18 protein-coding genes are annotated in these 25,458 nt (G+C 62.5%); 10 read left to right on the top strand and 8 right to left on the bottom strand.

The window, feature by feature from the left end:
• Positions 1 to 89 precede the first annotated feature (89 nt).
• The 5 genes from H2LOC_RS00710 (at position 90) to H2LOC_RS00690 (ending at position 9,820) form a co-directional block, all read left to right on the top strand.
• A complete protein-coding gene (locus H2LOC_RS00710) occupies positions 90 to 2,753 on the top strand; it encodes a TonB-dependent receptor (RefSeq protein WP_246206924.1) in 2,664 nt (887 codons plus the stop codon).
• A gap of 323 nt (positions 2,754 to 3,076) precedes the next feature.
• The gene (locus H2LOC_RS00705) at positions 3,077 to 4,345 is read left to right on the top strand and encodes an efflux RND transporter periplasmic adaptor subunit (protein WP_136494643.1); all 1,269 of its coding nucleotides are present in this window, start codon (positions 3,077 to 3,079) and stop codon (positions 4,343 to 4,345) included.
• A gap of 57 nt (positions 4,346 to 4,402) precedes the next feature.
• Positions 4,403 to 7,627, top strand: coding sequence for an efflux RND transporter permease subunit (locus H2LOC_RS00700; RefSeq protein ID WP_154331531.1), 3,225 nt, complete (start codon positions 4,403 to 4,405; stop codon positions 7,625 to 7,627).
• A gap of 14 nt (positions 7,628 to 7,641) precedes the next feature.
• Positions 7,642 to 9,033, top strand: a complete 1,392-nt coding sequence (locus tag H2LOC_RS00695) for a TolC family outer membrane protein (RefSeq protein ID WP_136494642.1) — start codon at positions 7,642 to 7,644, stop codon at positions 9,031 to 9,033.
• A gap of 130 nt (positions 9,034 to 9,163) precedes the next feature.
• Positions 9,164 to 9,820 (top strand): cytochrome c3 family protein, encoded by a 657-nt coding sequence (locus H2LOC_RS00690; protein ID WP_136494641.1) that lies wholly within the window; start codon positions 9,164 to 9,166, stop codon positions 9,818 to 9,820.
• A gap of 3 nt (positions 9,821 to 9,823) precedes the next feature.
• Here H2LOC_RS00690 and H2LOC_RS00685 read toward each other — a convergent pair whose 3' ends face one another.
• The 6 genes from H2LOC_RS00685 to H2LOC_RS00660 form a co-directional block, all read right to left on the bottom strand.
• A complete protein-coding gene (locus H2LOC_RS00685) occupies positions 9,824 to 10,273 on the bottom strand; it encodes a hypothetical protein (protein WP_136494640.1) in 450 nt (149 codons plus the stop codon).
• On the bottom strand, positions 10,263 to 11,360 hold the full coding sequence (locus tag H2LOC_RS00680) for a hypothetical protein (RefSeq protein ID WP_136494639.1): 1,098 nt from the start codon (positions 11,358 to 11,360) through the stop codon (positions 10,263 to 10,265). Before H2LOC_RS00680 ends, H2LOC_RS00685 begins: the two co-directional genes overlap by 11 nt.
• A 69-nt stretch (positions 11,361 to 11,429) precedes the next feature.
• Positions 11,430 to 11,942 (bottom strand): c-type cytochrome, encoded by a 513-nt coding sequence (locus H2LOC_RS00675; RefSeq protein WP_425487312.1) that lies wholly within the window; start codon positions 11,940 to 11,942, stop codon positions 11,430 to 11,432.
• Positions 11,942 to 12,460: a DUF3341 domain-containing protein gene (locus H2LOC_RS00670; RefSeq protein ID WP_136494638.1), complete on the bottom strand. Its 519-nt coding sequence runs from the start codon at positions 12,458 to 12,460 to the stop codon at positions 11,942 to 11,944. The genes H2LOC_RS00675 and H2LOC_RS00670 overlap by 1 nt, the downstream gene beginning before the upstream one ends.
• The gene (gene nrfD / locus H2LOC_RS00665; RefSeq protein WP_136494637.1) at positions 12,457 to 13,833 is read right to left on the bottom strand and encodes an NrfD/PsrC family molybdoenzyme membrane anchor subunit; all 1,377 of its coding nucleotides are present in this window, start codon (positions 13,831 to 13,833) and stop codon (positions 12,457 to 12,459) included. Before nrfD ends, H2LOC_RS00670 begins: the two co-directional genes overlap by 4 nt.
• Positions 13,830 to 16,655: a 4Fe-4S dicluster domain-containing protein gene (locus H2LOC_RS00660; protein WP_343040049.1), complete on the bottom strand. Its 2,826-nt coding sequence runs from the start codon at positions 16,653 to 16,655 to the stop codon at positions 13,830 to 13,832. Before H2LOC_RS00660 ends, nrfD begins: the two co-directional genes overlap by 4 nt.
• A gap of 345 nt (positions 16,656 to 17,000) precedes the next feature.
• Between H2LOC_RS00660 and coxB the strand changes: the two genes are divergently transcribed.
• From coxB to H2LOC_RS00640, 4 genes are read left to right on the top strand one after another with little or no spacing between them, the layout of a single operon-like run.
• A complete protein-coding gene (gene coxB / locus H2LOC_RS00655) occupies positions 17,001 to 17,939 on the top strand; it encodes a cytochrome c oxidase subunit II (protein ID WP_136494636.1) in 939 nt (312 codons plus the stop codon).
• Positions 17,936 to 19,621 (top strand): cytochrome c oxidase subunit I, encoded by a 1,686-nt coding sequence (gene ctaD / locus H2LOC_RS00650; protein ID WP_136494635.1) that lies wholly within the window; start codon positions 17,936 to 17,938, stop codon positions 19,619 to 19,621. The genes coxB and ctaD overlap by 4 nt, the downstream gene beginning before the upstream one ends.
• Complete coding sequence (locus H2LOC_RS00645) at positions 19,618 to 20,250, top strand: cytochrome c oxidase subunit 3 (RefSeq protein WP_136494634.1); 633 nt, start codon at positions 19,618 to 19,620, stop codon at positions 20,248 to 20,250. Before ctaD ends, H2LOC_RS00645 begins: the two co-directional genes overlap by 4 nt.
• Positions 20,251 to 20,276: 26 nt before the next feature.
• Complete coding sequence (locus tag H2LOC_RS00640) at positions 20,277 to 20,597, top strand: cytochrome C oxidase subunit IV family protein (protein ID WP_162009671.1); 321 nt, start codon at positions 20,277 to 20,279, stop codon at positions 20,595 to 20,597.
• A 36-nt stretch (positions 20,598 to 20,633) separates the two neighbouring features.
• On the opposite strand, the gene H2LOC_RS00635 is transcribed toward H2LOC_RS00640, so the two are convergent.
• Positions 20,634 to 21,782, bottom strand: a complete 1,149-nt coding sequence (locus tag H2LOC_RS00635; RefSeq protein WP_246207235.1) for a glycosyltransferase family 2 protein — start codon at positions 21,780 to 21,782, stop codon at positions 20,634 to 20,636.
• Positions 21,783 to 21,986: 204 nt separating this feature from the next.
• The gene (rtcR, locus tag H2LOC_RS00630; protein ID WP_136494631.1) at positions 21,987 to 23,582 is read right to left on the bottom strand and encodes an RNA repair transcriptional activator RtcR; all 1,596 of its coding nucleotides are present in this window, start codon (positions 23,580 to 23,582) and stop codon (positions 21,987 to 21,989) included.
• A gap of 191 nt (positions 23,583 to 23,773) precedes the next feature.
• Here rtcR and H2LOC_RS00625 point away from each other — a divergent pair, with 191 nt between their 5' ends.
• Complete coding sequence (locus tag H2LOC_RS00625; RefSeq protein ID WP_136494630.1) at positions 23,774 to 25,333, top strand: RNA-binding protein; 1,560 nt, start codon at positions 23,774 to 23,776, stop codon at positions 25,331 to 25,333.
• Positions 25,334 to 25,458 lie beyond the last annotated feature (125 nt).

The following is a 25,458-nucleotide window of genomic DNA, read 5'->3' as shown; positions in this document are numbered from 1 at the left end:
ATCTTTTCTTAAAATCAAGGACTCCTGTTTTTCGATCCTCCACGTCTTAGGGGCGGGCAAGCGCCCAAGCCGCTAAGATGGAGGCCGGAATGGCGGAAACAGGAAAATATTCGAAACGACGCGGAAAACGCGCAGCGACGGCGACGGCGATCGGTTTCTTCATCGCCGGCCCATCGGCCCTCGCGATCGACAGTTCGCCCGCCAAGGCCCATATCGCGACCCAGGCCTATCAAATCCCGGCGGGTCCGGTGCCCGACGCGCTCAACAGGCTGGCGGACGAAAGCGGCTCGCAACTGCTTTACGACGCCGCTCTCACCCGCCACATGAAAACCGCCGGCGTATCGGGCAAACATACGCTCGACACCGCGCTGCATGAACTGCTGGCGGGCACCGGCCTCACCTACAAGGTCGACGCCGGGCGCCAATCGGTCTCGATCATGCTGGCTCAAGCCGCGACGCAAACGCAAAGCGACGCCAGCGGCGCGCATGCGCTGCCGCCCATCGAAATCCAGGCGGCGCAGCGCAGGGCGGCGACCTCCGCTCCCGCGCAGGGCGACCACTCGCGCGATATCTCGCAACCCGCGGGAGCCGCGGCGGTGGTCGACAATGTCGCCGTGCAACGCGCGACCACCAATGACACGGCGAGCCTTCTGCGGGACATTCCGGGAGCGTCGGTCTTCACGGCGGGCGGCGTGTCGGGGATGCCCGTGCTCGACGGCCTCGCGGACGATCGCCTGCATGTCACGGTCAGCGGCATTCCGATAATCGCGGCCTGCGCCAACCATATGAACCCGCCGCTGTCCTATATCGACCCCTCGCATGTCGGCAAAATCACCGTTTATACGGGCGTGGTTCCGGTGAGCGCGGGCGGCGACAGCATCGGAGGCGCCATACAGGTCGATCCCCCGGCCCCTGTCTTCGCGGCTCCCGGACAGATGCTGCTGACCAAGGGCGAAGCGGGAACTTACTACCGCAGCAACGGCAGCGCCCTCGGCGGCAATCTTTCCGCCACAGCGGCTACGGAAAACTTCAGCATCACCTATAACGGCTCGTTCGCGCAGTCGCAGAACTACCGCGCCGGCGCCAATTTCCATCTGTTCGGACCGGCCTTTCTGACGCCTCCGTCCACCTTCCCGATCACGCGGCTCGGCAACCTCACGCCCTGGCTGGCCGGAAACGAGGTCGGCTCGACCGACTACCAGTCCCAGAACCACGATATTTCGCTGGCGTTCCGCCATGAGAATCATCTGGTTACGGCCGATGTGGCGTTCCAGCACATTCCCTACCAGGACTATCCCAATCAGCGCATGGATATGACGGAAAACCGGAGCATCCAGGGCAATGTGCGCTACAATGGCGAGTTCGACTGGGGCAAGCTCGACGGTCAGGTCTACCATCAGACCGTCCGCCACATCATGGATTTCGGCGAGGATAAACAGTACTTTTACGGATCGCTGAGAACCGTTGTCGCGCCCGGCATGCCGATGGACACCAAGGCCGAAAACACCGGGGCCAAGCTGACTTCCAGCATCAACATATCAGACAAGCATGTTCTGAGGCTCGGAGGAGAATTCCAGCTCTATCGCTATTGGGAATGGTGGCCGCCGTCGCCCGTCGTTCTTCCCAAGGGTTGGGCCATGGGCGGCATGGCTCCCGACACCTTCATCAACATCAACAACGGCCAAAGAGACCGCTTCGATCTCTTCGGCGAAGTCGAGTCGCGCTGGAATTCGGAATGGACGACGCTGGTCGGCGTCCGCAGCGACGTCGTCGTCATGAACGCGGGGCCCGTGCACGGCTACAATAAGGCCTACGACACTCCGTTGTATCCGGTCACCAACTTCAACAATGCAGACAGGGGCTACACCGACCCCAACTGGAATGCGACCGCGCTGGCCACTTATACGCCGAGCCCCACCCAGAGCTATACGTTCGGCTATTCGATGAAGACCCGCTCGCCCAATCTCTATGAACGCTACACCTGGTCCAACTCCCTGATGGCGATGGAGATGATCGGGTGGTTCGGCGACGGCAACTTCTATATCGGCAACCTCGGCCTGCAGCCGGAAACCGCGCATACCGCCAGCTTCACCGCCGACTGGCACAGCGTCGACAACAGCCTGGGGCTGAAATTCACGCCCTATTTCACCTATGTCTCCAACTACATCGACGTTCAGCGCTGTCCGCCCTGGGTTTGCGGAACGTCCGCGATGAACAATCTGACCGGCACGACCGGCTTCGTGTCCCTGCAGTTCATAAACCAGAACGCGCGGCTCTTCGGCGGCGACCTTTCCGGGCACGCCCTGCTCGCCAAGGACACGCCGTTCGGCGATTTTCTGGCGAAAGGAACTCTGAGCTACGTCAACGGCCAGAACACGGTGACGGGCGGCAACCTCTATCAGATGATGCCGGTCAATTCGAAACTGTCGCTCGAACAGAAATGGGGCGGATGGACCAACGCCATCGAAGGACAATTCGTCGGCGCCAAGAAGAATGTCGATCAGGTCAGAAACGAAGTGAAGACCGGCGGCTACGCCCTGTTCAATCTCCGCACCAGCTACGAATGGAACAACGTCCGCATCGACCTCGGCATCGAGAACCTCTTCAACACCTTCTACTATCTGCCTTTGGGCGGCGCCTATGTCGGCTATGGCGCCACCATGTCCGGGCCCCTGCCTATCGCTCCGCCCTGGGGCATCGCCGTGCCGGGCATGGGCCGCTCTTTCTATGTCGCGACCAATGTGAAGTTCTAACCCGATAGGACAAGCCAGCGAGACGCGGCGGGGACCGGCATCCGGTTCCCGCCGCTTTCTTTTTCACCCCCGGCGACGAGCGCTCGCCCGGAACGGAGGAGCGGCGAATCCGAGCGCGGGCTACGCTGAATGACCGGCGCGTGCTAGGGAGGCTCCAGGGCATGACGCGCTACCGGGGAGGATCGGCCTGGAAAGCAGCGTCGGAAAATTGACGGACTCCTGCGGTCAGGATGCGCTACAACCCTTTCATCCGGCTCGATTCCCGCTAGCCCGAAAGATTATTCGAGGGTAACGCGCGCCCGAGCGCGACGAGAGCGAAACACATGGATTCTCTTCACGGCGGATATACCCGAAGCGACGAGCGCAGAACGGGCCCTCTTGCGTCCTGGTCGCGCAAGCTGCTCATCCCCGCGGCGATTGCCGCAAGCCTCCTCGCCGGTTCATGGTTTCCGCAAATATCCGCGCCTTTGAGGTCGTTGTTTTCCTCGCGAGCCGTGGCGCCGTCTGCGCAGGACGCCGAAAAACAGGTCGAGGGGCACATCAAGCTGTCGCCCGAGCAGATCAGCGCCGCCGGCGTTGAAACGGCCCGCGTCGCGGGCGGCGCGCTGACCAAGCGAATGACCGTCCCGGCGCTGGTCTCGTCCGACCCCGACCGTGTCGGCCGGGTCGCGGCGAAGGTTGCGGGAACCGTGGCCGAACTGCGCAAGAAGCTCGGCGACATGGTGCAGAAAGACGAAGTCGTCGCCATTCTCGACAGCCGCGAAGTCGCCGACGCCAAGAGCGAATATCTCGCCGCACTCGTGAACTACAATCTGCAAAACGAGCTGTTCCAGCGCGAAAAAGGCCTTTTCGAGAAGAAAATCACCGCGGAACAGCTGTTCTTGCGGGCCAGGACGACCTTTTCGGAGGCCAAGCTGCGGCTCGACGTCGCCCGCCAGAAGCTCGCGGCGCTGGACCTCAGCGAGAATGAGATCGCCACATTGCCCAGGCAACCGGTCGCCGAGCTGCGCCGCAAGGAAATTCGCGCGCCCGTGGCGGGCGCGGTTGTGGAGCGCCGGGTCAATCTGGGCCAGCCGGTCGGCGGAGAAGGTCAGGAAAAGGAGCTGTTCAGGCTCGCCGATTTGAGCGTCGTCGAGGCCGAGCTTTCCGTCGGCCAGGCCGACCTTGCGAACATCAAGGAAAATCAACCTGTTCGTATTGTGACCGCGGACGGGGCCGGCCATGACGGGCTGGTGACCTACTCGCCCCGGGTGCTGGATCAGGGCACCCAATCGGGTTCGGTCCTGGCGAGTTTCGACAACGCCGACGGCGTCTTGCGCCCGGGCGCCATGCTCACCGCCAAAATCGATCTTGCCAAGGCCCGCGTGCGCATGGCGGTTCCACGGGCGGCGATCCAGACGATCGACGGCGAACCCTCGGTCTTCATTCGCGTTCCGGATGGTTTCGTCAGGCGAAAAGTCGACCTCGGCGCCTCCGACGACGAGTCGACCGAGATCATTTCCGGAATCGAGCCGGGAGAGACGATCGCAGTCGGCGGGACCTTCGCCCTGAAGGCGGAACTCGGAAAAAGCTCGATAGACACGGGCGATTGACGCCGAATGCCGTGTCGGCAGGGGCATTGGAGCGGCCGCATGGATGGGTGTGCGTAAATGATCAGGGGGATAATCGCCTTTTCGGTCCACCGCCCGTGGCTCGTATTGGTCGCGGTCGTCATCGCATGCGGTTTTGGCGCTTGGTCGCTCACCCGCCTCCCGATCGACGCCGTGCCGGACATCACCAACAATCAGGTCCAGATCAACGCTTTGGCCCCGTCTCTCTCTCCGATCGAGATGGAGAAGCAGGTCACCTTTCCGATCGAGAACGCACTCGCCGGCATTCCGGGACTCGAATACACCCGTTCCCTGTCACGAAACGGCTTCGCCCAGATCACGGCTGTTTTCGCCGACAAGGTGGACATCTACTTCGCCCGACAGCAGGTTTCGGAGCGGCTTGCGCAGGCGAAGGCGGATTTTCCCGCGGGCGTCGACGTCCGCATGGGCCCCGTCGCCACGGGCTTGAGCGAAATCTACATGTGGAGCGTCACCTTCAAGGAGCCCAAGCCGGGACGCGACGGCGAGCCGGGCTGGCAGAGCGACGGCTCCTATCTCACGCCCGAAGGGCAGGTCCTGCGCAGCGACCTCGAGAAATCCGCCTATCTCCGCACCGTGCAGGACTGGATCATCCGGCCGCAGTTGCGCGTCGTTCCCGGCATCGCCGGCATCGACTCGCTCGGAGGCTACGTCAAGACCTATGGCGTGCATCCCGACCCGGCGAAACTCTACGCGCTCGGCCTATCCTTTGCGAACGTCGCCTCGATCCTGGAACGCAACAATCTGAGCCGCGGCGCCGGCTATATCGAAAGCAACGGGGAAGGCTATGTGGTTCGCAGCCGCGGCCGCCTCGAGGATTTTTCCGACATATTGTCGGTTCCGGTCGCCAGCCGCGGCGGCGTGCCGGTGCGGATCAAGGATATCGCCCAGGTCGGCGTCGGCCGCGAACTGCGCACCGGCAGCGCGAGCATGGACGGCAAGGAAGTCGTGATCGGCACCGCCCTGATGCTGATCGGCGACAACAGCCGCATCGTCTCCCAGGCGATCGACGCCAGACTGAAGGAGATCGGCAAATCGCTGCCGCCCGGCATAGAAACGCGGGCCATATTGAACCGCACATTGCTGGTCGACGCCACGATCAAGACGGTGGCGAAAAACCTCGCCGAGGGCGCGGCCCTCGTCATCGTGGTTCTGTTCGCCATGCTGGGCAATTTCCGCGCGGCGCTGATCACCGCGCTGGTCATTCCCATCACCATGCTCCTGCTGATCTCCGTGATGGTGCAGGGCCAAATCAGCGCCAATCTGATGAGCCTCGGCGCGCTGGATTTCGGGCTCATCGCCGACGGCGCGGTCATCATCGCGGAGAACAGCCTGCGCCGGCTCGCCGAGCGCCGCCATGAGCTCGGAGAGGATCTGTCCATCGGCGAAAGGCTGAGCACCATCATCGGATCGGCCGAGGAGATGATAAAGCCCACGGTCTACGGGCAGGCCATCATCATTCTGGTTTACCTGCCGCTGCTGACCTTCTCGGGCGTCGAAGGCAAGATGTTCCAGCCCATGGCTTTGACCGTCATCATCGCCCTGGTCTGCGCCTTCGTTCTCTCCTTGAGCTTCGTTCCGGCGATGACCTCCGTTCTTATTTCCGGCCAGGTCGAGGAAAGCGAGAATTTCTTCATGGCGGCGCTGAAGCGCGGCTATCGCCCCTTGCTCGAGCGCGCCATCGCCGCTCCCATTCCGACCATCGGCGCCGCGGCGGCGATATTCCTCGCGTCCCTGTTGCTGTTCGGCAGCCTCGGCCAGGAGTTCATCCCCACCCTGGACGAGAAGAACCTCGCCATGCAGGCCTACCGCATCCCGAGCACGTCGCTCACGCAGTCGCAGGCCATGCAGCTGCAGATCGAGAAGGCGATTCTTCAGGTCCCGGAGGTCTCCTATGTCTTCTCCAAGACCGGCACTGCCGAGGTGGCGACCGACCCCATGCCGCCGAATTTGACCGACACCTACATCATGCTGAAGCCGGAGGCGGAATGGCCTGATCCCCACCTTCCCAAGCCGGAGCTCATTCGCCGCATCCAAGCCAAAGTGGATGTGCTGCCGGGCAACGCCTATGAATTCTCCCAGCCGATCCAGAACCGCTTCAACGAGCTGCTCGCCGGCGTGCGCGGCGATATAGCGATCAAGACCTTCGGCGAGGATTTCGACGTCATGCTCAAGAGCGCCAACCAGATCGCATCCATATTGCGGGGCATCGAAGGCGCAAAGGACGTCAAGGTCGAGCAGATCGGCGGACTTCCCTTCCTCGAAATCAATGTCGATAAAAAAGAGCTGGCGCGGCTGGGCCTGGGCTTCTCCGAGGCGCAGGACGTGATCGGAGCCGCCATCGGCGGCCAGCAGGCCGGAGTGGTGTTCGAGGGCGACCGTCGCTTTCCGATCATGGTGCGTCTGGCGGACGACATCAGGGAAGACCCCCGCCGTCTCGAGAACATTCCCCTGTCGCTGCCGCCCGATGAAAAAGGCCAGACGGGCACGATCCTGCTCAAGCAGGTGGCGAAGTTCTCCTTCGTCGAGGGACAGAACCAGATTTCGCGAGAGAACGGCAAACGGCGCGTCGTGGTCACGGCGAATGTGCGCGGCCGCGACATCGCATCGGTCGTCGCCGAGGCGCAGAAGAAAATCGACGCCAAGGTGCGCGTGCCTCCCGGCTATTGGCTGACCTGGGGCGGTCAGTTCCAAAATCTGGTCGAGGCGCGAGAGCGTTTGACGCTGGTGGTGCCGATCTGCTTCTTCATGATTTTCCTCCTGCTGTTCTCCGCGCTCGGCGGCTTCATGGACGCCCTGCTGGTTTTCAGCGCCGTGCCTTTGGCGCTCTCGGGCGGCGTAGCCGCCCTGTGGCTGCGCGGCATGCCCATGTCCGTGTCCGCGGCGGTCGGCTTCATCGCCCTTTCGGGCGTCGCAGTGCTCAACGGCCTCGTCATGCGCACTTACATACGGCAGCTGATGGACGCAGGGCGGCCGGCGCGGGACGCGATCGTCGAAGGCGCCATGACCCGCCTGCGACCGGTGGTCATGACCGCTCTCGTCGCTTCGCTAGGCTTCGTGCCGATGGCGATCGCCACCGGAACCGGCGCGGAGGTGCAGAAGCCGATAGCGACGGTCGTCATCGGCGGCCTGATCAGCGCCACGCTCCTGACCCTGATCGTGCTCCCGGCTCTCTACACCCTCTTTGAAGGAGCGACGCGAAATCGTAAAACGGAGCCCGCCGACCTCGGGGGGGTGAGCTGTTGAAACGGCGGATTCTGATGGCGACGCTGGTTTTCGCGGCGCCCGCTCCGGTGGGCGCGGAAACCCTGAACGGCGCGCTGACCAAAGCCTATCGCGCCAATCCGGTGCTGAACTCTGATCGCGCAGGGGTTCGCGCACAGGACGAAAACGTGCCCCGAGCCCTGTCCCAGCTGCGTCCGCGGGTCAAGACCGACACATTTTTAGGGGCGGAGCGGCGGCGCTCGGTCAACAATGCGACCGACATCAGCAACGGCGACTATCTGGACCCGGTGTTCACGCAATCGATCCAGAACAACCAGGGCGCCCCCCGTTCCGCGATCCTGAGCGTCGAACAGCCCCTGTTCGACGGGCTGAAGGCCATCAACTCGACGCGCGCCGCAGAGGCAAATGTCTATGCCGCGCGGCAGCGGCTGCGCCTCACCGAGTCGCGCGTGCTGCTGGATGTCGTCTCCGCCTATATGAACGTGATGCGCGACACCGCGATTTTGCAGCTCCATGAGAGCAATGTCTCGGTGCTCGGCGAACAGCTCCGTCAGGTCAAGGAGAGATACGCCGCGGGGCAGATCACCCTGACGGACATTGCGCAGGCCGAAGCCCGCCTCTCGGCGGGACGCGCGCAAGCCGCAGCCGCCCGGGCGACCGTGGAAGCCAGCATCGGCGCCTATAAGAAGGTCGTCGGCGACGAACCGAACAAGCTGGTTCCCGCGTCCCCCATCGACAATCTGCTGCCAAAAACGCGGGAAGAGGCTGAACGCATAGCGCTGGTCGAGCATCCGATCGCCTGCGCCGCGCTGCATGATGCGGATGCGGCCGATCTCCAGGTGCTCGTCGCCGAGGGCGACTTCATGCCGACCTTTTCACTCGTGGGCAATGTCTACACCCAATCCGACATAGACGGACGCGGCAATCGCGCCGTCGGCGCGCAAGTATTGGGCAAACTCTCCATACCCTTGTATTCGGGGGGCGAAACTTCGGCACGCGTCCGCCAGGCCAAGGAAACCGCAGGGCAAAAGAAATTCGACGTCGACGTCGCGCGCGCCGAGCTGATGTCCCTCGTGCGCGCCAATTGGGGAAGCCTGCAAGCCGCCAAAGCCCAGGTCACAGCGGCGCAGGCGCAGGTCAAGGCGGCGGAGCGCGCGCTGACGGGCGTGAGGGAAGAGGCCAAAGCGGGGCAGAGAACCACGCTGGATATTCTCAACGCTCAGTATGAGCTGCTGGGCGCAAGGATCGGCCTTGTCCTCGCCCAGCGTGACCGGGTCGTCGCCTCCTATGGCGTGATGGCGGCCGCCGGACGCCTCTCGGCCGCGACTCTGGGTCTCAAGGTCGAGGAATATGACGCCGGCGTCCATTTCGATCAGGTGAAAGATCTGTGGTTTGGACCCGATACGCCGGGCGCTGCAAATCGCTGAAAGCAATCTTCCGCAGGTCGACTCTCGTTTGGCCCAGAGGCGACGCAAGCGGCAGTGGAACTTTCTTGCTCTCTTCCGGCTTTAGCAGCATGCGCGGCGCTCCAGACGGCCGTCGACCCGAGAGAGCAGAATGCCGCAGGTCTTTCGCCCCTATGCGGATACGATCGCTCGCCTCGTCCTGCTCGCGATCCTGATTGTTCCCTTCGCCGCGATAGGCGTCGCTTACGGCGTGATGTGGTCGCCTTTCGTCACCGGAGAGAATGTGACGCTGAAGCAACCCGTGCCCTTCAGCCATGAGCATCACGTCGGCGGACTGGGGCTTGATTGCCGCTATTGCCATGATGCGGTGGAGAAGTCGCCGGTGGCTTCGGTCCCGCCCACCTACACTTGCATGACCTGTCACTCCCAGCTCTACACCAATGCGGAAATGCTCGCGCCGGTTCGTGAAAGCCTGGCTCGGGGCGTCCCGATCCAATGGAACCGGGTTCATCGGCTTCCCGCATATGTCTATTTCGACCATTCGATCCATCTTGCAAAAGGCGTCGGCTGCTCCACCTGCCATGGCCGCATCGACACCATGCCGCTCGTGAGGCAGACGCAGCCCCTCACAATGTCATGGTGCCTGGAGTGCCATCGCAGTCCGGCCCCAAATCTGCGCCCGCTCGCCGATCTGTTTCGCTCTGACTGGAAGCCGGGAGCGGATCAGGACCAAAAAGGCGAGCGGCTGCTCAGGGAATATGGGATCGAAACCGGGCATCTGACCGATTGCTCGACCTGTCACCGTTGAAACTCATCCGCGGTGAGAACGCCCTCTGCCTCCGCCGCCACCATGACGCCTGGGCCGCCCTTGCGTCTTCGCCGCGGGCTTGCGGACATTTTCTTCAGAGGGCGGCTGTGATTTTTGCTGCGCGAGGCTCTTTTGTTCTATCGGAGAATAAGCGTCTGCTCCGCGCCGGGCGATCATCTCCATGGCCTGCTCGATCGGAATGGCGCCGCCATCCGCATCCGGCGCCGCATAAGGATTTCGATCGGCGATCGATTCACGGTTGTTGGTCTGCAATACGCTCGGCGACGGAAATGAGGTCGGCTCCTTGAACTTTCCGGACGGCGCCATCCAATCATAGAGTCCGATCGATACGCCGACGCCCGACGCGAGCAAAACCAGAACTCCGCCGGCGACACGCAGGACCAGCCTCGCGTCGACCTGCGCGGGCGAGAGCTCGTCGTCTTCAGGGGGCACGACCGGAACTCCATTTGCAAAAGGCCGTCCGCGCCCATGGCGCGCCGATGAATGCGACGAACAGCGCGCCGATTCCGATCATGGCGACGAGGCCGGCGCCGAGCGACAGCGCGCCGAATGGCGGGCCTATCAGATAGGCGTAATAGAGCGCTATTCCAGCGAGCGCGATCGCGCCGATAATGCGCAGGCCGCGGCGGCTGTTGCGGACGCGTTGCAGGAACAACCAGAAAATGGGGAAAACCGCCCCCAGAAAGAAAGCAAGGCCGGCGATCAGGGTCCATGGCCAGTGATCGCGGCGAACCAGCCACAGAACCTTATGCGGCAGGTCGCCGTACCAGATGACCAGCACGGCGATGAAATTCAAATAGACGACGCCGAGAAGCGTCGCGAGAAGAAGTCCGCCGATGTCGCCCACAGCCACGCCGTCACGGCTTTCCGGCGCAACGATGGCGGCAAAGGCCAGCGCAGCGGCGAGTTGGGTGAAAGCGAGGGTGGCGCCGAAGGAAGTTGAAATGAAGACGGGTTCGAGAGAAAGAATCCAATCCAGCCCGATCAGGCCGATGATCAGGCCGTGTATGGCGAGGCCGATCGCGGCGCTCAAGAGAAGCGCCGTTCCCGCAAGGCGAGTCAACAGCACGCCGATCAAACTCCAGAAAGCGAGCGCCGCCAATGTTCGCGCGATGTAAAAGGGCGCGTTGAGATAGAGTTGCGACACATCGGCGGGCGCCGCCGCGGGATCCTGCGCCCAGGGATAGAAAAGCCTCAGCGCCGCGAGAACCGGCGCAAATAGCGCTACGACGAGAGGCGCCGCTATCGAACCTGGAACCAGCGCAGCGGCAAACTGCGCGCCCCATCTTCCCCCGGTGAGCGTGTGGATCATGACCGCGAAAAGACAGCCGACCGCAACGCCGCTCCAGAACACCGCCGCCATGAGCCAGCCGCCCGCGGCGGCTTTCAAGTCGTAAAAACCAAACGCGACCAAGGCGCAGAGCGCCGCGACAGCGACCAGGAGCGCCGCCGCGCCAGGGATCTGGAGCGAAAGGGACTGGTCTCGCCTTTGGTCCTGGCCTTCTGCTCCTTTTGACATCGCCGCCTCGTTTCTGTTCCGCTCGACTGGAGGAGGAGGCTTCGCCTCGCGCCGCCGATCGACGCCGCCCTATGGCGGCGCCTCGCTTCCGGCCGTGGCCGGAGTCCTGGATAATTGCAAAGCGCGGATATAGGCGACGATGGCCCAGCGATCCGCAGGCTCCACGCGCGCCGCATAGGAATACATCACCCCATATCCTTGCGTGATCACGTCATAGAAATGCTGCGCGGGCGCCGCCCGCAGATTGGCGGAAAAATAGGAGGGCGGGCGCGGAAACCCGCGCTGCGCGATCACGCCGTTTCCGTCCCCCGATAAGCCATGGCAGGGCGAGCAATATATCGTGAAGCGCTCCTGGCCGCGCTTGACGAGTTGCGGGGTAATCGCAGGAGGCGTTTTCCCTGCAGCTTCTCGCGAGGCGTAGTTCTGCGCCACCACGCCTTTGGGCGGAGGCCGCGCCGAAGATCCATCGGACCAGAACCGGGAAGGCTTGTAGGTGGTGTATTTGCGCTGCTCGGTCATGCTCAGATCGCAGCCCCCGATCAAGAGCGCGGCCAAGGCTGCGATGGTCAGCCTCGCGACCACTATTCCATATCCCGGATATTGGAGGCTCCCATGTCTTCGAGCCGCTTTTTGGCCTCCGCCTGCGTCATTGCGGCGGGAGGCTTCAGTGCGAGCAGAAACCGGTCCTGGGTCGTGCGTTCGAAGCCCTCGTGAGCAAAGATGGGATGATGCAGCCTCGGCAGCCCGGTCTGGATGAGAAGACTGATGAAACCGGTGAGAGCGGCGCCGAATATCCCTACGGTGAAGGGGAAAGGCATGAAGGCGGGCCAGGAGTCGAGCGGGCGTCCTCCGCTGATAATTGGATAGTTCGAGGTCGCGCTCCAGGCCTCCACGCCATAGGCCAATGCGGCCACAGCGACGCCGCCGATAAACATGTGAACGCGCAGCGCCGTAGGACCGCCGCCGACGAACTCCCCGGCGCCCTCCACCGGAAAGGGAGAATAGATGTCGATCACCTCGTAATGCGCCTTGCGCGCCCGGCGCGCGAATTCGAGGACGGCTCCGGGCTCGCCAAAGTCGACGACAAGCAGGCGAGTCATGTCTGCTTCTCCAATGACAGCAGATGGCGGGTCTCATGTATCGATACGATCGGCGCCATGCGGCAAAGCGTCAGATAGAGAAGCGCGAACAATCCCAGAGAGCCGAACATCAGGGAATAGTCCCAGAATGTCGGATGAAAGACGCGCCACATGCTGGCGGCGTAGTCATGCGAAAGAGTGTTCCAGACGATGGTGATGCGCTCCAGCCACATTCCGATGTTGATCAGGATCGCGACAATCACGACGGCGAGGATGCTGCGGCGCGCGGCCCTCGCCCAGAACGCCTGGGCCACAACGCAGTTGCAGAACAGCATCAGATAATAGAGGACGCGATAATCCCCGAGGAATTCGAAGCGGACGAGGCTGCGTTCATTGGGATCGCCGCCGTACCATGCGGCGAACCACTCGGTGAGGTAGGACGCGCTCATGATCATCGAGGCGGCGAGCATGATCTTCGCCATCACGTCGAAGTGATCGATCGTGATGATCGCTTGCAGGCGGAAGCCCCACCGCACCGCGGCTGCGAGAACGACCACCATGGCGAACCCCGAATACATCGCTCCCACCACGAAATAGGGCGGGAAAATGGTTTCCGACCATCCCGGCATCAGGCTGGCCGCAAAATCCAGGCCCACCACGCTGTGGAGAGAAACGACGAGGGGCACGCCGAGGCACGCCATGGTCATATGATAGATATGATAAAGCCGCCACTGGCGGGCGGACCCTCTCCAGCCCAAAGCCAAAGCGCCGAAGCGACTGCGCGATTTCTCGCTGCGCGCGCGGTCGCGCAGACAGGCGAAATCCGGGATAAGCCCCACGTACCAGAACAGGATCGAAAAGAGGATGTAGCTCAGTATGGCCCAGAAATCCCAGATCAGCGCGCTGCGCCACTGAGGCCAGAGCGCCATCGTGTTGGGATAAGGGGTGAGCCAATAGAAATAGAGCGGCCGCCCGAGATGCAGGATCGGAAACAGGCCGGCTATGCCCGCGGCGAAGAGAGTCATCGCCTCGGCGAACCTGTTGATCGACGCCCGCCAATGCTGGCGCATCAGCAGCAGCATCGCCGAGATCAACGTGCCGGCGTTGCCGATGCCGATCCACCAGACATAGTTGGCGATGGCGAAGCCCCAGACGACGGTGGTGTTGACGCCCCAGACTCCGATCCCCTGCGCCAGCAGCCAGGAGGCCGAAACAAGCATCAATCCTGTCAGGAGGAGGCTTGCGACAAAGGCGATCCGCCAGGCGCGCCAGCTCCATCTCTGGCGCTCCAGCAGGGGCGCGCTGACGAGATCGGTTATGGTCTCGTATGAGCGCCCCTGCGGCAGGACCCAGCGCTCGTCCTGCGAAGCGATGCTGCGCGGCGTGTCGTTCATGTTTTTTCCGGCGCGAGCATCGGGTTGGGGTTTTTAAAGCGAGCGAGATAAGTGGTTCGGGGCTTTGTGCCGAGATGTCCGAGCAGGACATAATGGCGCCGTTCCTCACGCAAGGAGCGGATGGGCGAAGAGGGATCGTTCAGATCGCCGAAACTGATCGCATGGGTTGGACAAGCCGCCTGGCATGCCGTGACCACGCCGCCGGTCGGGATGCGCCGGCTCTCCTTTTCGGCGTCGCGGCGCGCACGGCTGATGCGCTGCACACAGTAGGTGCATTTCTCCATGACCCCTCTCGACCGCACGGTCACGTCGGGGTTGAATTGGGCCTCGAGGGGCTCCTGCCCGAGATTGGCGTAGCTCTCTCCATCGGCATATCCGAAAAAGTTGAACCGGCGAACCTTGTAAGGGCAGTTCGACTGGCAAAAGCGGGTGCCGACGCATCTGTTATAGACCTGGACATTCAATCCTTCGCTGTCATGCACCGAAGCCGCGACCGGACAGACCGGCTCGCAGGGCGCATATTCGCAGTGCATGCAGGGCACCGGCTGAAACCCGAGAGGCTCGCCGGATCGGCGCGAAAAATATGTGTCGACGCGCAGCCAGTGCATGTCACGGCCCATCGCGACCTCCTCGGGACCGACGACCGGCACATTGTTTTCCGATTGGCAGGCGACGACGCAGGCGTTGCAGCCGATACAGGCCGCAGTGTCGATCGTCATCGCCCATTTGTAGGAATCATACCGCCATTGCGGGAGCAGCGTCGGCAGATCGGCCGAGTTCGGCAATTCCACCCTGCCCTGGGCCAACTCCTCGAATGTCAGCGTAGGCAATATGTCCTTCACCTCCGCTTCGATCTGGAAATTGTGCTGGGTCGTCAGAATCGGCCGGCGTTTTCCCGTGCGCGCGATCTCGACGTCGTTCAGTATCCACGGCGAATTCGCGCTCTGGAGACGAAAGGCGTCGAAGCCGATGTCGCTCCCGATGGCGCCGGCCTTCCGGCGGCCATAACCGAGCGTGGCCGCAAGCACGCCGACCGCCTGCCCTTCCACCACATGAACAGGCGCTTCTACTACCCGCCCGCCCCGGCTCACGGCGACGACCTCGCCCTCCTCCAGTTTATGCGCCGCGGCGTCTTGCGGAGAAACTTCGAGCGCATTGCCCCAAACCTGCTTGGTGAGCGGCTTGGGGCATTCCTGCAGCCACGGATTGTTGCAGAATCTCCCGTCCCATATCGAAGGATCCGGCGCGAGCGCGAGAACGAGTTTTTGCGACGTCGGCGCCGGCCGGATATCGACGAGCTTTGCTCCCGGAGACGACACGGGGCTTTCGGAGGTTCCGGAGATCACCCCTTCGTGCAACCAACGCCGCCATGAGGTTTCGAAATCGGAGGGGGAAGCGCGATTGCGCCAGGTTTCGCGCACCAGATCATAGGAAGATGCAGACTCCCCGCTCCCGATCAGGGCGAGAAGCTGATGCGCCGTGCGCGTGTCGTAGAGAGGCCGGATCATCGGTTGAACGATGCTGGCGGTTCCCTCGAAAGCCCTTAGATCGGACCAGCTTTCCAATATGTGCGTGAGCGGCAGGCGCCATTTGCAAAGCGCCGCGGTCTCGTCTTCGAACAACCCGATATGCGCGGTGAAAGGCGCTGCCGCTATAGCTTCGCCCAGCAGCAATTCCCCCGGCGCGCCATAGGCGGGGTTGCTGTCGATGACGATCAGCGTTTCCGCGCGGCTTTGGCGAAGGTCGCTCGCGAGTTGTTGCAGCGACTGAAGATGGCCGGCGCCGACCGGGTCGACCGGCTGGATGAAATCGACGGGAGCCCCGAGTCGGTCGTTGATCCAATGGCAGAGCGCGTGGAGTTCGGGAGGTTGCTCCCGCCCTGCAAGCACGATGGCGCGGCCGACATTGGCCTGAAGATCCTTGAACGCAGCGTCGACGAATCTTTGAGCCGGTTCCGGCAGATCGCCCCGGCTGGAAATCCCCGCGCCGAGATTTCTGGCGACCTCCACCCCGATGTTCTGGATTACGGGAGGCGGGACCGCCAAGCGTTCGTCGGCGTTCGCTCCTGTCAGCGTCCAGCAGGACTCGGCGGCGTATAGACGTATGGTTTGGCCGCTTTGCAGTTTGGACAGCCGGGCCTTTATGTAGCCGCTTCCAAGATGGAGCTGTGCCGGACCCGGCCCGAGCGGATCGGCGCCGAGCGTGAGAACGACAGAAGCGTCTTCGAGCTTCGGCAGCATGGTCAAGGGCTTGCCGAAGGCGAGGGCTGCGCCCGAGGCGGCCGAGTCCTCATGGACGGGTTCCCAGCGCAGCCAGCGCGCTTCCGGAAAAGCCTTGAGGAGATCGCCCATCTGCCTCGCAAAGGTCGGCGAAGCGATCCTTCCGGTGACAAAGCGCAAGCCCGATCCTTTTCGCGCTTTCTCCTTTTGCATTTGAGCGAAAAGCGCGGTCGAGAACGCTTTCCACGAGGATAGCCCCTTTTCGTCGCTCGCCGCCTTGGCGCGGTCCGGCTGATACAGGGAAACAATTTCCGCCTGCGCGAAGATGTCCGCGGCGCCGAGGCTGGCGGGATGGCGCGGATTGCCTTCGATCCTCGTCGGCCGTCCTTCGTAAGTAGCGACCAGCGCCCCTCGTCCATATCCTGCGAGCGGCAATGCGGTGGCGAAAAAAAGCGGAACGCCCGGAGTAAGGCCTTCCGGCATCTCGACATAGGGCGCTATTTCTTCCTCGGGACGGCCGCAGGCGCACGGCGACAGCGCCATGCCCGCCGCCAGCAGGCGCAATGCGCGGCGCCGGTCCACGCCGGCAGCGTCGCCACTCACTGCGTCGGAAGGCTCCCCCATGCAGATTACCTCATAGGCTCCAATGGATGACCCCACCCGCCGCCTTTTTGGGGAGGGCGCCGCTCGAACAACGCATTCCTGCCAAAGTCCTCCGGCCGCTCGACCTGCGGAAAGTAAAAATCCAGCACGAGAAATGAACTAGGCGCGCGCGAAAAAGGTTCCAGCCAGGCGGGCCAACGGCCGGGTGAAACGCGAACCCGAGGTTGGCGTTATCGATAGCGGCGCAACTTCGGAACACGTTCCTTCGCTCGAGCCGACCCTTCGCCGCCATGGGGAAGAGAAAATGAAAAAGGCAGTCATCGCCACAGGAGCCCGCCGGTCGACATGATCGACGAATTTGCGGCGAAGGCGTCGGAATACGCCGGCTCATGGGACAGGTTCTTTTTCGCGCTCGTCGCAGTGTCGGCGGTCGTCGTTGCAGCCGTCTTTGTCGTCATCGTGGGATTTTCGATACGTTATCGCAAAGGTTCCGACGCCTATCGCCCGACATTGCCGAAATCTCTCGGCTTTGAAATCGAAATCGGCTGGACCGCAGCGACAGCCTTCGCCTTTCTATTCATTTTCTGGTGGGCGGCTTCGATGCAGTTGCGTGAGATAATTCCTCCGCGCGACGCATTGCAGATTCATGTGCTGGCCAAACAATGGATGTGGAAGCTTCAGCACTCCAACGGCGTCAGGGAAATCAACGAGCTTCACGCGCCGACGGGACATCCCGTTCAATTGATCATGACGTCGGACGACGTGATACACAGCATGTTTCTGCCATCATTGAGATTGAAGCAGGACGTCCTTCCGGGACGATACACCTACATCTGGTTCACCGCCGACAAGCCGGGAGTGTATCATCTGATGTGCGCGGAATTCTGCGGAACCCAGCATTCCCGCATGACCGGCCGCCTCATATTGATGACGCCCGAAGATTATTCCCGCTGGCTTGCCGCCCAGCCCGAGGCCGACAATCTCGCAAAGCGAGGCGAGGCGCTGTTTCGCTCCCTGGGCTGCTCGGGCTGCCATGCGCCGAACTCCGCCGTGCACGCGCCGGATCTTCACGGGGTCTATGGCCATCCGGTGCATCTATCCGATGGCCGAGTCGTCAACGCCGACGAGGCCTACATAAGAGACTCGATCCTTTTGCCCGACAAGGACGTCGTCGCCGGCTACCAGCCCATCATGCCGAGCTTTCGTGGAACGGTGAGCGAAGATCAGATCATCGAGCTGATCGCCTATGTCAGATCGCTGGCTTGGGAAGGAAGACAGGAATGAGCGAGACCGCCATCGAAAGTGCGCGCGATGAGGAACCAGGCGCCGTGACAGCCAGCTATCTCGTCGCCGGCCACACCCTGAAATCCTGGCTGACCACCACCGACCACAAGCGGATCGGCATACTTTACGCCCTGGCCATAACCGTGTTTTTCTTTATTGGCGGCATTGCGATCGGATTGGTTCGGCTCGAACTCATGAACCCAAAAGGCGCGATTTTGAGCGACGAAGGCTACAACAGGCTGTTTTCGCTCCATGGAATCGTGATGGTCTGGTTCTTTCTGGTGCCGTCGATTCCGGCGACTCTGGGCAACTTCCTTCTGCCTTTGATGATCGGCGCGCGCGACGTGGCCTTTCCGCGCCTCAACCTCATATCCTGGTATATTTACGCGGTGGGCGCCGCTTTCACCTGCTACGCTATCGTTGCAGGCGGCGTGGACACGGGCTGGACGTTCTACACGCCCTATTCCTCGCTCTATTCGAACAGCAATGTCCTGGCTGCGGCGCTCGGCGTTTTCATCGTGGGCTTCTCCTCCATCGCGACGGGCGTGAATTTCATCACCACCACGCATATGCTGCGCGCACCGGGAATGACCTGGTCGCGCCTTCCGCTGATGGTTTGGGCGCTCTATGCGACGAGCATCGTCATGGTTCTTGCGACGCCGGTCCTTGCAATGTCGCTACTGTTGATAATAGCCGAACGCTATTTCGGGCTTCCCTTGTTCAATCCGAGCGAGGGCGGCGACCCCTTGCTGTTTCAGCATCTCTTCTGGTTCTACAGCCATCCTGCCGTCTATATCATGGTGCTTCCTGCCATGGGCGTCGTGTCGGAGGTGTTCGCCTGCTTCGCGCGGCGGCGCGTGTTCGGCTATATCATGATGGTCTACGCCATCATGGCCATCGCCATCGTGGGATTTCTCGTCTGGGGACATCACATGTTCGTGTCCGGCGAGTCCCAATATGCGAATGTCGTATTCTCGTTCCTGTCCTTCGCGGTCGCCGTGCCCTCTGCGATCAAGGTGTTCAACTGGACCGCGACGCTGCATCGCGGCCAGGTCACCTTCGAAGCGCCGATGCTCTATGCGCTCGGCTTTCTGGGGCTGTTCACCATCGGAGGCCTGACCGGACTGTTTCTGGCGTCGATCCCGATCGACGTGCATGTCACCGACACTTATTTCGTGGTGGCGCATTTCCACTACATAATGGTGGGCGGCAGCGTCTCGGCCTTTTTCGCCGGACTGCACTTCTGGTGGCCCAAGATAACGGGCAGGCTTTATTCCGAGGCCTGGGCGCGTTTCGCGGCGATCGTCATGTTTCTCGGCTTCAACACGACCTTTCTGCCGCAGTTCATAATGGGCTACGGCGGGATGCCGCGCCGCTATCATGTCTACCCGCAGGAATTCCAAGTCTACCATGTCATATCTTCGGTGGGCGCCCTCATCCTGCTTTCCGCCTATCTTCTCCCGCTGATTTATCTCGGCTGGTCGCTTCTCTACGGAACCCGCGCAGGCGACAACCCCTGGGACGCAACCGGGCTCGAATGGCAGACGAGTTCGCCGCCCCCAAAAGAAAACTTCGAGGAAATCCCCGTGGTGAACGCCGGCCCCTATCACTATCATCCCGCAGAAGAAGCGCCCGACGCGGCGCGGCGCGAGCCGCAGGAAGCGCAGGGAAGAAAGCCATGAGCGACGCGCCGACGCTCTTGCATGAACCCTGGCCCAGCCTCGCGCGCGAAAAAGAAGGCGTCGCATTCGGCCTATGGACCTTCCTCGCCAGCGAGATCCTTTTCTTCGCGGGGCTGTTTCTGAGCTATGCCGTGTATCGAAACCTCTATCCCGACGCCTTCCGGATCGCGTCCCGCGAGACCGACATCCTCTATGGGAGCATCAACACCGCGATCCTGCTCACCAGCAGCTTCGTAATGACCATCGCGCTGCACGCCTCCGAACTGGACAGAAGGCGCATCCTCGCTTCATGCCTGCTCGTGACCGCGATCCTGGGCCTCGCGTTTCTCGGGGTCAAGGGACTGGAATATGCGGACGACATCGACAAGCGCCTCGTGCCGGGCCCTGATTTCAGCCTGAAGCCGGCCGCGACGAGGCTCTTCTTTGCGCTCTATTGGGTGATGACCGGCGTTCACGCCATTCATCTCGCCGTCGGCGTCGGCCTCGTCATTTACGCGGGCGTTCAGGTTCAGCGCAGGGCCATTGCGGCGCAAAGCCCCGCGATAGAAGCGATTTCGCTGTACTGGCACTTCGTCGACAGCGTTTGGCTCATTCTCTACGCCCTGATCTACCTTCCGGGGAGATCATGATGGAGGAGCCCCGATCCAGGCGCAGCATGCTCAGTCTATCGCTCGGCTATGCCGGCGTATGGTTCATCCTGCTGCTGCTGCTCGGCGTCAGCATTGGAACGGTCTTCCTTCACATCGGCGCCTACAGCTCCTTTGTGCAGATGGGAATTGCGATCGTTCAAGCCATGCTCGTGTGGTTTTTGTTCATGAATCTGCGCGGCTCCAGCGTCCAGGTCCGGCTTTGCGCCGCCGCCGGCCTGTTCTGGCTGATCTTTCTGTTCACCATCACCTTTTCGGATTACCTCACGCGCCCCTGGAACGGAGGGCTCACGCCGTTCTCGGAGCAAGCGGCCAGAACCGGCGGGTGACGACGCTCTCCGGGGGAACTCCGAACGTCCCCTTCACTATGCCGAATATACCCGGCCCTTCCAGACCACTCGCCCGCGGCGTCGCCGGACGACGCTGTCGGCCGCAATCACGGCTCCCATGCTGTAGCCGAGCGGAAACAGGAGCCCGTACCATAGCGGAATTCGAAAATGGCGTGCGCCGGCGATATGAAACCCGAGAACCGCCGCCGAGGCGGCGAGCGCAGGACCAAGCGCCCAGCACGACCATGCGTCCCCCTGCGCCCAGCGGTAAAATACGATACAAGGAACGAAGACGGCCGCCCATCCGAGGGTGACGGCGACGAAGGCCGCGGAAAGGAGCGGCAGCTGCCCGCCGAGCATGTCGACAAGATTCTTGGTCAGCCCCTGCCACAGCCGGCTCCATCCGGTGTACATGCGGGTCGAGAGCAGGCGGCCGCCGTCGCGAAACGCCGCCCGGAAGCCGCTCTGCTTGATCAGGCGGGCGAGACCTGCGTCCTCGCAGATCATGTGGCTCACGGCGGCGTGCCCTTCGACCGCATCATAAGCTTGCCGGCGGATCAGCATGAACTGCCCCGTCACCGAGGCGTCCAGGCTGTCCTGAGCCTCCAGCCTGCGGATGTCCTGGCGAAAGGCGAGACTGTAAAATCCGCAGGGCATCACCAGCCGCTCGGCGAAACTCTTCAATTCCTGCCGCGGGGCGAGCGACAGCAGACCGAGGCCCTCGCCGGAGGCGAAGCAAACCGCTCCAGCGATGAGGTCGGGCCCCGCCTCGACGTCCGCGTCTATGAAACAGAGCCATTCGGTTTCGGGCGGGGCGGCCTTCGCCCCGATCCAGCAGGCATGCGGCTTTCCTTTCCATCCTTGCGGCAGCGCCGGGCAGCCGATCGCCTGAACATGGGAGTAAGTTTCGGCGATGGAGGCTGCGATGCTCAGCGTCTCGTCTTCGGAATGGTCGTCCACCACAATGACGCTCAAACAGGCTTTCGGGTAACTCTGCGCGGCGAGACTGGCTAGGCAGCGTCCTATGTTCCCGGCCTCGTTTCGAGCCGGCACGACCACGCTCACATTGGGGGAGTCTTCCAGATTGCCCGCAAGAATGTCCGGAAGGGCCAGAAACGCGTTGCGCTGGGCGATCGCCCGCACAATCAGCCAGGCCACCAACGCCGCCCAGGCGCATGAGACCATCAGAGACACCGCGCGTCTCCCGTAATGTTGGAGATACAACCTCCGCCAGGAGCGCCTGGTTCCCGCGCCTTCGCGGATCCGCCCTCGGCGTGGAAGCAGCGGGCGACACCTTCAATTGGCGGTTAGCTCTCGACTGGCCCGGTTTCACCGCCATGATCGTGATCTTCTGGCTGATTGCCGCCAAGCCTCAATTTTAGTTCCCCGCTATTTTCCGGCGACGGTTTTCCAGTCGAGCTCGAAACGGGCGAGATATTTGCGCAGCCGGTCCGCGTCATTGACGCTCGCCTTTTGGGCCCGCGAGGCGGAGAACAGCGCCCGCCCCGCGGCGCTGAGGCTGGAATGGACGCGGCACACGCGCAACACCGCCGCGAGCTGAACGCGGTCGAAAAGGTCCATTTCTGCGAGCGCCTCTTCGCTGAAGAACTCCCGCAACACCGCCTCGGGCTCGTCTTTCGCGCCGCGCGCCCATGAAGCCTCGAGCCGCGCAATCTCCTCGGTCACGATTTCCTCGGTGATGCGGCCCGCGGGAGCGAGCGTCGCCATACGCGTCACCGAGGCGCCGAGATCGCGGAAATTGGCCCGCCATTTGGCGCGGTCAGAGCGCGCGAAGGCGAGATAGCGCTCCCGGGCCTCGCGGTTGAATGTCCCCTGCGCCCCTTCCCGCTCGGAGAAACGCGCCAGCTCGAAATCCAGATTGGGCTCGATATCCTCACGCCTGTCCCTGAGAGCCGGCAGCTCGAAGGTCCAAAGATTGAGGCGCGCGAGCAGATCCTCTCGAAACTTGCCCTTGGCGACATCCTGGGAAAGGTCCCGGTTTGTGCCTGCGATGAGCTGGAAGTCGCTCGAAGCTTCCTTGTCGGAGCCCAGCGGCAAGAAGCGCTTTTCCTCGATCGCGCGCAGGATCATCGCCTGTTCGTCGGGCCCGAGTTCGCCGATCTCGTCGAGGAAGAGAATGCCGCCGTCGGCTTTGCGCAAGAGTCCGGGGCGGTCCTGCAACGCCCCGGTGAAGGCGCCTTTGGCGTGGCCAAAGAGCGCCGACATGGCGCTGTCGCCGCGCAGCGTCGCGCAATTGACCTCAACAAACGGCCCCTTGAGACGATGGCGGGATTTTTTCAATTCATAGATGCGCTGCGCGAGCTGCGACTTGCCGGCGCCGGTCGGCCCTGTCAGCAGCAGGGACGCCCTGGAGCGCGCCGCCACCTGCTCGATGCGCTCTATCATGCGGTTGAACGCCTCGTTGCGGGTCGCGATGCCGGATTTCAGGAAGGATGTCGCCTCGGCCTTTTCGACTGCAAAACGCGTCGCGATGCGATCGTAGCGCGCGAGATCGAGGTCGATCACGTCATATTTGCCGGGCCCGCCCTCGCGCCAGCGCCGCGGCGGCGTGAGCTGCAGTATCCTGGCCGGCACATAATGAGCCTCCACCAACAGGAACCAGCAGATCTGCGCGACATGGGTTCCGGTCGTGATGTTGACGAGATAATCCTCGGCCTCGGCGTCGAAAGGAAAGGCGTCGGCGAAATCCCGCATGGCGCCATAAACTTCCTGGAAATCCCAAGGGTCCTTCAGATTCATCACATGGCGGCGCACCTGCGTCTCGGGCGAGACCTGCCCGATATCGCCTTTGACCCGTAGGGCGAGAGCCTCGCTGTGGGCGTCGTGAATGAGCTCCAGCCGGTCGACCAGAAAATCCTCGTGCTGGCAGAGCGCGACCGTCGGGCGCCAGCGCTCCCAGCGATTGTCCTTGCCGGCGTCCATGGTCGTGCCGAGAAAACCGATGACGACGCGCCGCCTGGCCATTATTACTATCCTAAATTATAAATCACTATCTTTTTATCTCGCAGATCCAGCGCACGCAAGACGCCCGCCCGGCGCACGCAAAATTTTATTGTCGTGTATTTACAATAGCTTGATTTATTTTCAGACCGCCGGCGCAGCTCTGGCACGCTGGTCGCAATAAAGGTTCCGTCGAAATCAGAAGGAACGGAACCATGGCGAACAAATCCCTGTTCGCGTCCATCGCCGGAATGCTGCTTCCCAGGGCGGACGCGCAAAACCACGCGGGCGGACCCGCCTATGCGCTCACGCCGCGCCATAAGCTCGCGCAGCTCGCGGCTACCGGCTCGTTGAACCGGACCTTTTACGCCGACGCTCGAGACCAGCTCGACGACGTGCTTCTGACGGCGCTCGACGTCGATCCCGCCTTCATCGCCAAGACGGCGATCTATGCGCGTCGGCGCGGCTATATGAAGGACATGCCGGCGCTGCTCGTCGCGCTGCTCTCCACCATGGAGACACACGACTTCTCGAAAGCGTTTCCCCGCGTGATCGACAACGGCAAGATGCTGAGGAGCTTCGTGCAGATCATGCGCTCCGGCGCCGTGGGCCGCAAGTCTATGGGCTCGCGCCCGAAGCGTTTCGTCGCCAACTGGCTCGAGCGGGCTTCGGATATCGAGATCATGCGCGCTTCGGTGGGGCAAGACCCTTCGCTCGCCGATGTGATCAAGATGGTCCACCCCAAGCCCGGAACCAGGGAACGCGAGGCTCTCTATGGCTATCTCATCGGCAGGCCCTACGATGTTTCGGCGCTGCCGCAGATCGCCCAGGATTTCGAGGCGTTCAAGCGCAATCCTTCGCGCACGCCGCCGGATGTGCCGTTCCAGATGCTGACGGCGCTCCCGCTGACCGGAGAGCATTGGGCTGCGATAGGTTCGAAAGGAGGATGGCAGATGCTGCGCATGAACCTCAACACTTTCGCGCGCCACGGGGCGTTCGATGTGTCGTGGTTCCCGCGCAAGGCGGCGGCGCGGCTGCGCGATCCCGCCGAGATCAAGCGGGCGCGCGTGTTTCCTTATCAGCTGATGGCGGCCTACGCCGCCGCCGACGATAAGGTTCCGCGCATGGTGCGGGAGGCGCTGCAGGACGCGATGGAGATCTCGATCTCGAATGTTCCGCGCATCGACGGACGCGTTGTGGTCTGCCCCGACGTCTCGGGCTCGATGTCCTCGCCGGTGACGGGCTACCGCAAGGGCGCGACCTCGGGGGTGCGCTGCATCGACGTGGCCGGCCTCGTCACGGCGGCGTTTCTGCGGGCCAACCCGGAGACGCGCGTATTGCCCTTCGAAAACGACGTGGTGGACGTGTATCTGAACCCGCGCGACAGCGTGATGACGAATGCGCAGCGCCTTGCTTCCATCGGCGGCGGCGGAACCAATTGCTCGGCGCCGCTGGCGAAGCTGGTCGCGGAGCGCGCCAGGGTCGACCTCGTTGTCTTCATCTCGGACAATGAGTCCTGGATCGACGCGCGCTACGGCGGTCGCGGCACGGCGACGATGGAGATGTGGGAGAAGCTGAAGCGTCGCAACCCCGACGCCAAGCTGGTCTGCATCGACATCCAGCCTTATGGGACGACCCAGGCGGCGGAGCGTGCGGATGTGCTGAATATCGGCGGCTTCTCCGACAGCGTGTTCGAGATGATCTCGGCCTTCGCAAAGGATGAGCTGGACGCCGGCCATTGGGTCGGAGAGATCGAGAAGATCGATCTCGGTTAAAGGAAAAAGGTCATGGCGAATGCGGTCTGGAGTACATTGCTTGTGATGCAAACGCCTCTCGACCATCGGGCCTCGCGCCTCTTGTCGCCACGGCTTTTCGATACTGAGTAAGGCGCGACGAATGC

The sequence above is a fragment of the Methylocystis heyeri genome (genome assembly GCF_004802635.2).
Taxonomy (GTDB): Bacteria; Pseudomonadota; Alphaproteobacteria; order Rhizobiales; family Beijerinckiaceae; genus Methylocystis; species Methylocystis heyeri.
The sequence above is the reverse complement of the archived record's forward strand: the minus strand, read 5'-3'. Positions and strand labels throughout refer to the sequence as shown.